7 protein-coding genes and 2 pseudogenes are annotated in these 6,947 nt (G+C 67.4%); 3 read left to right on the top strand and 6 right to left on the bottom strand.

Annotation, left to right across the window (positions count from 1 at the left end):
• The 4 genes and pseudogenes from IF99_RS33085 to IF99_RS0129620 form a co-directional block, all read right to left on the bottom strand.
• Positions 1-222 (bottom strand): annotated as a pseudogene (locus tag IF99_RS33085) (glycosyltransferase); the annotation flags it as partial.
• A gap of 276 nt (positions 223-498) precedes the next feature.
• Positions 499-966, bottom strand: a complete 468-nt coding sequence (locus IF99_RS31305) for a hypothetical protein (protein ID WP_051703762.1) — start codon at positions 964-966, stop codon at positions 499-501.
• A 270-nt stretch (positions 967-1,236) separates the two neighbouring features.
• Complete coding sequence (locus tag IF99_RS31770) at positions 1,237-1,836, bottom strand: DUF6624 domain-containing protein (protein WP_158716678.1); 600 nt, start codon at positions 1,834-1,836, stop codon at positions 1,237-1,239.
• Positions 1,837-2,076: 240 nt separating this feature from the next.
• Positions 2,077-2,454, bottom strand: coding sequence for an ATP-binding protein (locus tag IF99_RS0129620; RefSeq protein WP_037828083.1), 378 nt, complete (start codon positions 2,452-2,454; stop codon positions 2,077-2,079).
• 340 nt (positions 2,455-2,794) lie between these two features.
• Here IF99_RS0129620 and IF99_RS0129615 point away from each other — a divergent pair, with 340 nt between their 5' ends.
• Together IF99_RS0129615 and IF99_RS33080 are read left to right on the top strand one after the other, a co-directional pair.
• A complete protein-coding gene (locus IF99_RS0129615; protein WP_158716677.1) occupies positions 2,795-3,760 on the top strand; it encodes a helix-turn-helix domain-containing protein in 966 nt (321 codons plus the stop codon).
• Positions 3,757-4,020 (top strand): DUF397 domain-containing protein, encoded by a 264-nt coding sequence (locus IF99_RS33080; RefSeq protein ID WP_078655346.1) that lies wholly within the window; start codon positions 3,757-3,759, stop codon positions 4,018-4,020. Before IF99_RS0129615 ends, IF99_RS33080 begins: the two co-directional genes overlap by 4 nt.
• Positions 4,021-4,099: 79 nt before the next feature.
• On the opposite strand, the gene IF99_RS0129605 is transcribed toward IF99_RS33080, so the two are convergent.
• Both IF99_RS0129605 and IF99_RS0129600 read right to left on the bottom strand, forming a co-directional pair.
• Positions 4,100-4,588, bottom strand: a complete 489-nt coding sequence (locus IF99_RS0129605; RefSeq protein WP_031001426.1) for an SAM-dependent methyltransferase — start codon at positions 4,586-4,588, stop codon at positions 4,100-4,102.
• Between the two features lie 73 nt (positions 4,589-4,661).
• The gene (locus tag IF99_RS0129600; protein ID WP_031001425.1) at positions 4,662-6,050 is read right to left on the bottom strand and encodes a hypothetical protein; all 1,389 of its coding nucleotides are present in this window, start codon (positions 6,048-6,050) and stop codon (positions 4,662-4,664) included.
• A 504-nt stretch (positions 6,051-6,554) separates the two neighbouring features.
• On the opposite strand from IF99_RS0129600, the pseudogene IF99_RS0129595 reads away from it, so the two are divergent.
• Positions 6,555-6,947, top strand: a pseudogene (locus tag IF99_RS0129595) (ATP-binding protein); the annotation flags it as partial.

Below are 6,947 nucleotides of genomic sequence, written 5' to 3'. Positions count from 1 at the left end.
CGTCTCCCGGCGCTGTGGGTCGGACAGAAGAGGTTCCAGGGCGCCCCGCAGCGCGGACGCGGTGGCCCTGTCTCCGGTCAGCGCTACAGCGGCCCCGGCCCCTTGGAGGTGGAGCGCGTTGTGCTCCTGCTCGTTGCCCGCTGAGGTGGCGAGGGGGATGAGGACGGACGGCTTGCCGAGGGCCGTCAGCTCGGAGACGGTTCCGGCGCCGCTGCGCGGGACGCCTTGTGCGTCTGAAGGAGGAAGCGGGTGGTGCCGCGTCCTTCGTGGCCGGGTGTTGGAGCCGTCTCCCGGCCCACGCCCTGAACAGCAGCGGGCCGGGAGACGAGTCATGGTCGGGGCTGTGCCTGCGGCAGGTGAGGCCGTGTGCGCTACAGCCCGCTGGGGCTGGTACGCCCCCGACCGACGGGGCGTTGTCCGCCCGAGAAAGGCGGCATTGGCTCTCGCCGGTCGTGGTACTGCCCGCTCGCGAGGCGTGACGTCCCGAGCGGGGGTCGGTCAGGCCGCTGCCGGGTAGTCTCGGGCGGCCCGGTCCAGGAGGGCGGTGCGGGCCATGGCGCGCTTGTCCCCGGCGCAGCGGCTTCCGCGGTCCGGAGACGGCCGAATCGGCCCCAGTAGGCGCACCACCCTGTTCTCCATCAGTACGGAGGAGTGGAGGTCGCGCTGCTCATCAGTGACCAAGCCCAGCCTGTCCAGCAGACCGAGGTCGCAGAGCTGGCGGTTGGCATGCATGAGACCCATGTAGTCCTCGGCGCTCAGGTCGTCGAGCGCCCACAGCTTCGCGAGGTCCTGGTTGGTGGCCACCTGCGTCAGCCAGTCCTTTTGGACACGGGCGGAGCTGATCTCGATCCGGTCGCCGTGGCGCCGCTTCTCCTGGTGGACGCCGGCTATGCCTGCAATGACGGCGGTAGCGACGGCGGCCGAGACTGCGGTTCCGGCGATCAACACGGCGGTGGAGATCTTCATGCCTCTTATTCCTCTCGTTCGTTGGTGCCAGGGGGCGCCGTCCAGCACGGTCAAGAGCGCTTGGACGAGGCGGGGCGAGGTTCTGAGAGCGGTGGATAACGGCCGCACGAGTGACGGGGGCAACGGCTTGGGCGCCAGTGGGTCCCGAGTCATCCGTCTGCTTCCCTGAAAAGGTGAGGCGGCGACGCAACTACGCCGGCCCCGATTCCCCAGGGCCTGCGCTACCAAGGCGTGAGCCTTTTCGCTGCGGCGGGGTGGCTATGGCCGACGTCATGCGATGGCCTCAAGTTCGACCGTCGGTACGTCGCCCTGCTCCTCGCCCCCGGGGTCGGGGTGCAGGCGCGACTCCGCCGTCAGACGCTTGTGAAGGCGGGCCAGCGCATCTTCCGCGGGCGGAAGTCCGACCTCGGCACGGCGTTCATCGAGCCCGCCCGGCTCAGTCACTCGCAGGCGCTGCGGACCCTCAGGGCCGTGCCGATACTGCGTGCCGAACTCCTGGGCGGCGCCGTAGCCGAGAAGACAACGATCATGCAAATGTGCCCAGTGGCGAACCGCGGCCTCACCTACACGAACGGCCTGGTACATCCGGTCAGCGAAGTACCTCTGGACGGCTGGTTGGCTGTCCGCCCGGAGAGCGATCTGCCAGGCAGCGGTCGCTCCGTCGCGGCCCACCAGACTCCAACCCGGCCAGCCATGATCGGCTGTGATCCTGCGAAGCACCTCGGCGTTGGCGTGGTCGGCCAAACGGCATTTGCCAATTTCCCGGTGCGACAACTGCCCTCGGTTCAAACGAAACCAGGTGACGTCTGCCGTCGCCGCACGGGTAATCAGCTCGCGTGCGAAGTCCGCGCGCCGCGGTTCGGGTTCCATGATGCTCCGGTCGTGGGGTGGATGGCCGACGCACACGCGGCTTGGCCGGTGAGAGCGACCGATACGTACGAGAAACGGGGCAGCCTGCGCCCGCAGGGGGCAGCGGGCCCCCCTAGGAGGAACGCGGCACTAGAAACTAGGTGGGAGGGCCATCGCGCAGAAACGCTTCACTGAGCAGCGTTAGCGCCCGGCGTCCCCTACGGGCGAACTCCGCTGCCGGAAGCCGGGTGGCAGCCCGAGTCATGGCGCTACCTCCGCCACCTTGTCGGAACAAAGCTCCGCCCACACGTCCTTCCCGCCGGGCGTCGGCACTGCGCCCCAGTTCTGCGCCGTCTCGCTCAGCAGCCACATGCCTCGGCCGCTCTCGGACTCCCAGTCGGGCTGCAACACGCTTGGCAGGGTCGGATTGTGGTCGCTCACGACGATCCGGACCCCCCTGGCCATCTCTTGGAGAACAATCCGGCACCTGCCGTCGGTGTGCTTCGCGACGTTGCCCATCATTTCTGTCGCGCACATGACAGCACGGTCGATGATGGCCTCCTGGCCCCACCAGCGGACGTGCGCCGCGATGATGCGCCGGAAGCGTCCGAGCTGTTCCGGAGTCACGTTCAGCTCCACTTGGAACTCACGCCCGACTTGTCCCTGGACACCACCACGCGAGAGCGCGTCGGTTCGTCGGCATGCTTTCGTCATCGTCCTGCACCCCTCACGGTCGGCAGACCTTCTACCGAGTGCGCCCGCTACGCTCCTGACAGGGATGACGGCCCGCCGTACAGCAGCACATCGCACACACTCGGTCCGCTGCGGCACGCCTCCAAGAAGGTGACCCCCGCGCGGCCCAACCAGCGTTGCGCACACACCAATTAACATTCAAGGGAGTGCACGCACGAGAACCCTCTTGGGCCCACATTGGCAAGTGCCCGGTAACCGACAGAGGGTGGTGCACGGGAGGCAGAGCGTGCCAGACTCCGGACTGAACCTCCCGGCTGGCAGACAACTACGCAATGCGGCCGAGCTGGGGCCTCGATCCGACGAACAGCACACCGAAGTGAGGGGACAGGTGGCCGCACGACGAGGACCGACGTACCTGCGGGTCATGCTCGGCAAGGAACTCCGGGCCCTACGCGAAAGGGTGCCTGGTCGAACGGCTGAAGGAGTCTCCACGGCTCTCGGCTTCTCCCGGTCGAAGATCAGCCGCGTCGAAGCCGGCGACATCCCGCTGCCCAAGCTGGCAGACCTCGAAAAGCTCATGGACTACTACGAGGTTGCCGATCCCGACGACCGGGACGCGCTGCTGAAGATGCAGCGAGACTCCCTGAGCAAGGAGCCGTTTACGACGTATCGCAATGTGCTGCCGTCGGGTCTGCCCATGTACCTCGGCCTGGAGCGCGACGCGATCAAGGTCAAGGGGTACGAACTCAATGTGGTGCACGGACTCCTCCAGGAGGAGTCATACGCGACGGCTCTCGGAATGTCCGCGAAGGTCGTCGAGGAGCGAACGACGGACTTCGTCGAGCAAGGAGTTCGGTCGCGGATGGACCGCAAGGAGCTTTTCGCGTCGGGCGGCGCTGAGGTGCACATAATCCTGACGGAGGCCACGTTGCGCACGCTCGTCGGATCGCCCGAGGTGATGCGGGCGCAGTACGCAGAGATCATCCGTCTCAACGAGCTGGACACCGTCGAGGTCCAGATCATCCCCGAAGATTGGCCCACCTACCGAGCTGCGTTCAACTTCACGGTTCTGGAGTTCGTGGACCTCGACCCGGTGGTCCAGAGCGATAGCGCGAAGGCCACCACCATGTGGTCGAAGGCATCGGACGTGGCGCAGTACCAGCGGCAGTTCGACGCAATGGTCAAGTCGGCTCCGGGCCCGAACCAGACGCCGCAGTTCCTGCACACCCTCGAACAGAAACTATGGAAATGACGAATCCCAAGCACTACCCCGTCTCCACGGACCTGGCACCCGCAGAGCAGTGGAACAAGTCTTCTTACAGCTCGCAAGACAACGGCAACTGCATCGAGACCACGGCACGGAGTGCTGCCGCCTCTAGGTCCGGGCTGGTCGGCGTGCGGGACTCCAAGCTGAAGGACGGGCCGGCGCTGGCCTTCCCCGCCCCAGCATTCTCCGCCTTCATAGACACCGTCCGTAGGGGCGCTCTCGACTCAGTCGTTGTCGACAACTGAGCTTTTGGTACGGGAGAGGCCCCCCGCAGGAGTGTTGCGGGGGGAACCGCCTCATTCCGCCTGGTTTGCTGGCCTCGTCCTAAGGCTGAGGGCGCCCTGCCGAGTCCTCCCAGTAGGTCGCAAGCATCTCACCCGGCCAAACTGGCTGACGAATTGGGCCACGAGGGCCCATCTGCTCAAAGTACGGCGCAACGTCGAGAATGGGAGTTCCATCGACGGCGTCGAGGTCGGTGACGGCAAGGTTCCGACCGTCGACTCCGAGCAGCCGCGGGTAGCTGACTGCCAGTTGGTTGGGGCGCCGGTGGTTGCGGTGGACGAATGTGCCGGTCGCCGGCCAACTCGGATTACCCCGTGGGCTGCGCGCGTGCAGCTGGACGTCTTCGGGGCGCGCCAGGTGGAAGCGCCACGTCACAGTCAAATGGGAGAACTCCTCAATGCCCTGCAGGGTTTCGAGGGGGTACGCCTCGTTGAGTCGAATCACCGACTGAACCCCACCCTGGTAGTCATCGTGAACGCGGGTGTGGCCGCCAACGACCGTCGCGACTGCTTCGACCTCGTACGTCGTCACCGGTGCTGCTTCCTCTCGTCGGGCGATGCTGGGATTGCGGGCGGTCGTGGGGCGTCAAACGTCCGTGTCGCGATCAGCCTGCGGGTCGGAGCAGGCCGCGTGCCCGGCGGTCCAGCTCGGCGACATGGCGGCCTCCGCGGTGCCGGACAGGCGAGAGATCGCGCTGAATTCGGACGATGACATCACGTGTCCGTCCGGACTGCACGCCCGTCATGGCGTCGAGTGCGTCGTTCCAGGTTGCGCACGCCTCGTCGAGGTTCCCTCTCTGCACTTGGACGGCGCCGAGGTAGCCGAGGGTCACGCTGTGGGTGCGGGCGAACTGCTGGCGCCGGCGCGTGGCCACGCTCCGCTTGAAGTGGATCTCGGCGTCGCGGGACTGGCCTATGTCGCGCAGAGCGCAGGCCGTCTCGTGGGCGAGGGACGCTTCCTGGAAGAAGCCGACGCGGGTCGGCGCCTCAGTGGTATCGGCGCGGGCGAGGTCCCGCTCCGCACGGTTGATGGCCGCCATGGTTCCGGATCGGTCACCGCCAGCTGCGAGGGCGCGAGCGTGCACGATCGCCAGCAGAGCTTTCTCGCGGTGGCTTGCCTGGCCGTAGCGGTCGCAGGACATCGATGCGTCGGCCAGGTCAAGTGCCCTGCGGGGGTGCCCGAGGTCGACGGCCTGGTGGGCGAGAGCGCGCAGGACGTGGCCAGTGAGCGGTCCGTCTCCGGCTTCCGCCGCGATGCGGGCGGCGATGGTGAGGTAGCGCTGAGCGGTGCGATGTTCGCCGGCGTCGAAGGCCATCCAGCCAGCGAGGTACGTCATTTCCGCGACGGCGGAGTAGGTGTCTCGGCGGAGCTGATCTGTACGGAATCGGCCGCCGAGCAGCGGTACCGCCTCGTCGAGCAGGTGGCTGGCGAGGGCTTTGCGACCGGTTGCGCCGCCTCGCTTCTGGTCGCGCGCCGAGTAGTAGGCCGTGAGGTCGCGGACATCATCGATGTCGGCTGGGGTCACCGAGCGCGAGGAGGACGGTCGGCGGGTCGCCGCTGTGGCGGGGGCGGCTGCCCACCACGAGGTGGCAGGCAGGGCAAGACCGGCGGCCGAGTACGCGGCGGTCGTCAGCAGCTTGCGTCGGTGCATGTCCAGATCGTCGCTTCCCAGCTCGGCCAGCACGGTCAGAGGATCGACGCTCCAGTCGGAACTGCTGTCGGTCGAGCCGACGGGCTCTACTTTCAGCCCGAGGTCGGTCAGGGAGAGCTGGCGGCCGAGCCTGCGGGACAGCGTCTCACGCAGGATATGCGGCGCTTGCCCGCTGGGCCTGGTGCCCTGGATCCACATCGCGATGTGCGAGCGAGAGACGGCCTTCAGCTCACGTACACCACTCTCTGCAGCAACGCGGGCGACTGCGGCAGCTGCTTGGGGCTGAGACCAGCCCGCTTCGCGCATGAGTGCGGCGAGGGCGATGTTGCGTTCATGGGCCATGGACTGCCCTTCGGGTCCGGAATGATCTTTGACGCCTTTGACGGCCTTCCTGTCCTCGAAGGGATACCCCTCGGACGGGATTCACGGTTGGCTCACCGTAGCGGCCAGATCACTGACATCACACGTCGGCCGTCACATCTGACGGGTGATCTCGGCTCACTTTGGCTGGATCCGAACGGGAGTTGCGCCATGCGCCTATCGCCTTCGCCTTCGCCGAGAAGACAACCAACTGGTGGGCGACCGAGGCCGACGGTCAACCTGCTGCGAGGCGCCGCCTTCGTCCTGCGCTGGCCTGCCTGGCCTTCTGGGGGTGTCAAGGACATGGCAATGATCAGCGCTCATCCGTCTGTCTCTTGAGCCGACGGCCTGGCTGGTACTTCGCGGCGAGCGGGCGGCCAGCCCTGCACGAGGTACCGATCAGCTGCCGCCTCCCGCAGCACACCCCCGGCCACCGCAGACCTGACGCCGCAGCACGTATAGCCCAACCCCCTGACAAGGATTCCCATGCCTGACAGCGCCTTCCCGGCACGGCCAGCCGCGACCGGCCACCGCAGACGGCGGCCCACGGTTGACGCGCCCACGCTGCACCGTGCCCGTCGCGACGTGGCCCTGCCCTTGGTGCTTCTTACCGTGCTGCTGGTCGCCGCCTTCGCTCTCTGGTCGCTGTCGGTAGGTTGCGGCTGGATTGGGGCCGGCCTGGTCTGTGGACTGGCGGGGGTCGCCGTGGTGGCAGCACGCGGAGCGCGCACCGCCGCCGGCGCGGTGCAGTCGGCCGTGGAGGATGCCCAGGCGGCGGCACTAGAAGCGGTTGCAGGGGCAGCGGCAGCCGTCGAGAAGTCGGTGCAGTGGTCGGCGGACGAGCTGTGCCGCGGGGAGCGCCCACCGGTGCCCGTCCCG

It is taken from the genome of Streptomyces sp. NRRL F-5630 (assembly GCF_000719475.1).
In the GTDB taxonomy this organism is placed as follows: domain Bacteria; phylum Actinomycetota; class Actinomycetes; order Streptomycetales; family Streptomycetaceae; genus Streptomyces.
Note: the sequence above shows the minus strand (reverse complement) of the source record. Positions and strands in the feature narration are given on the sequence as shown.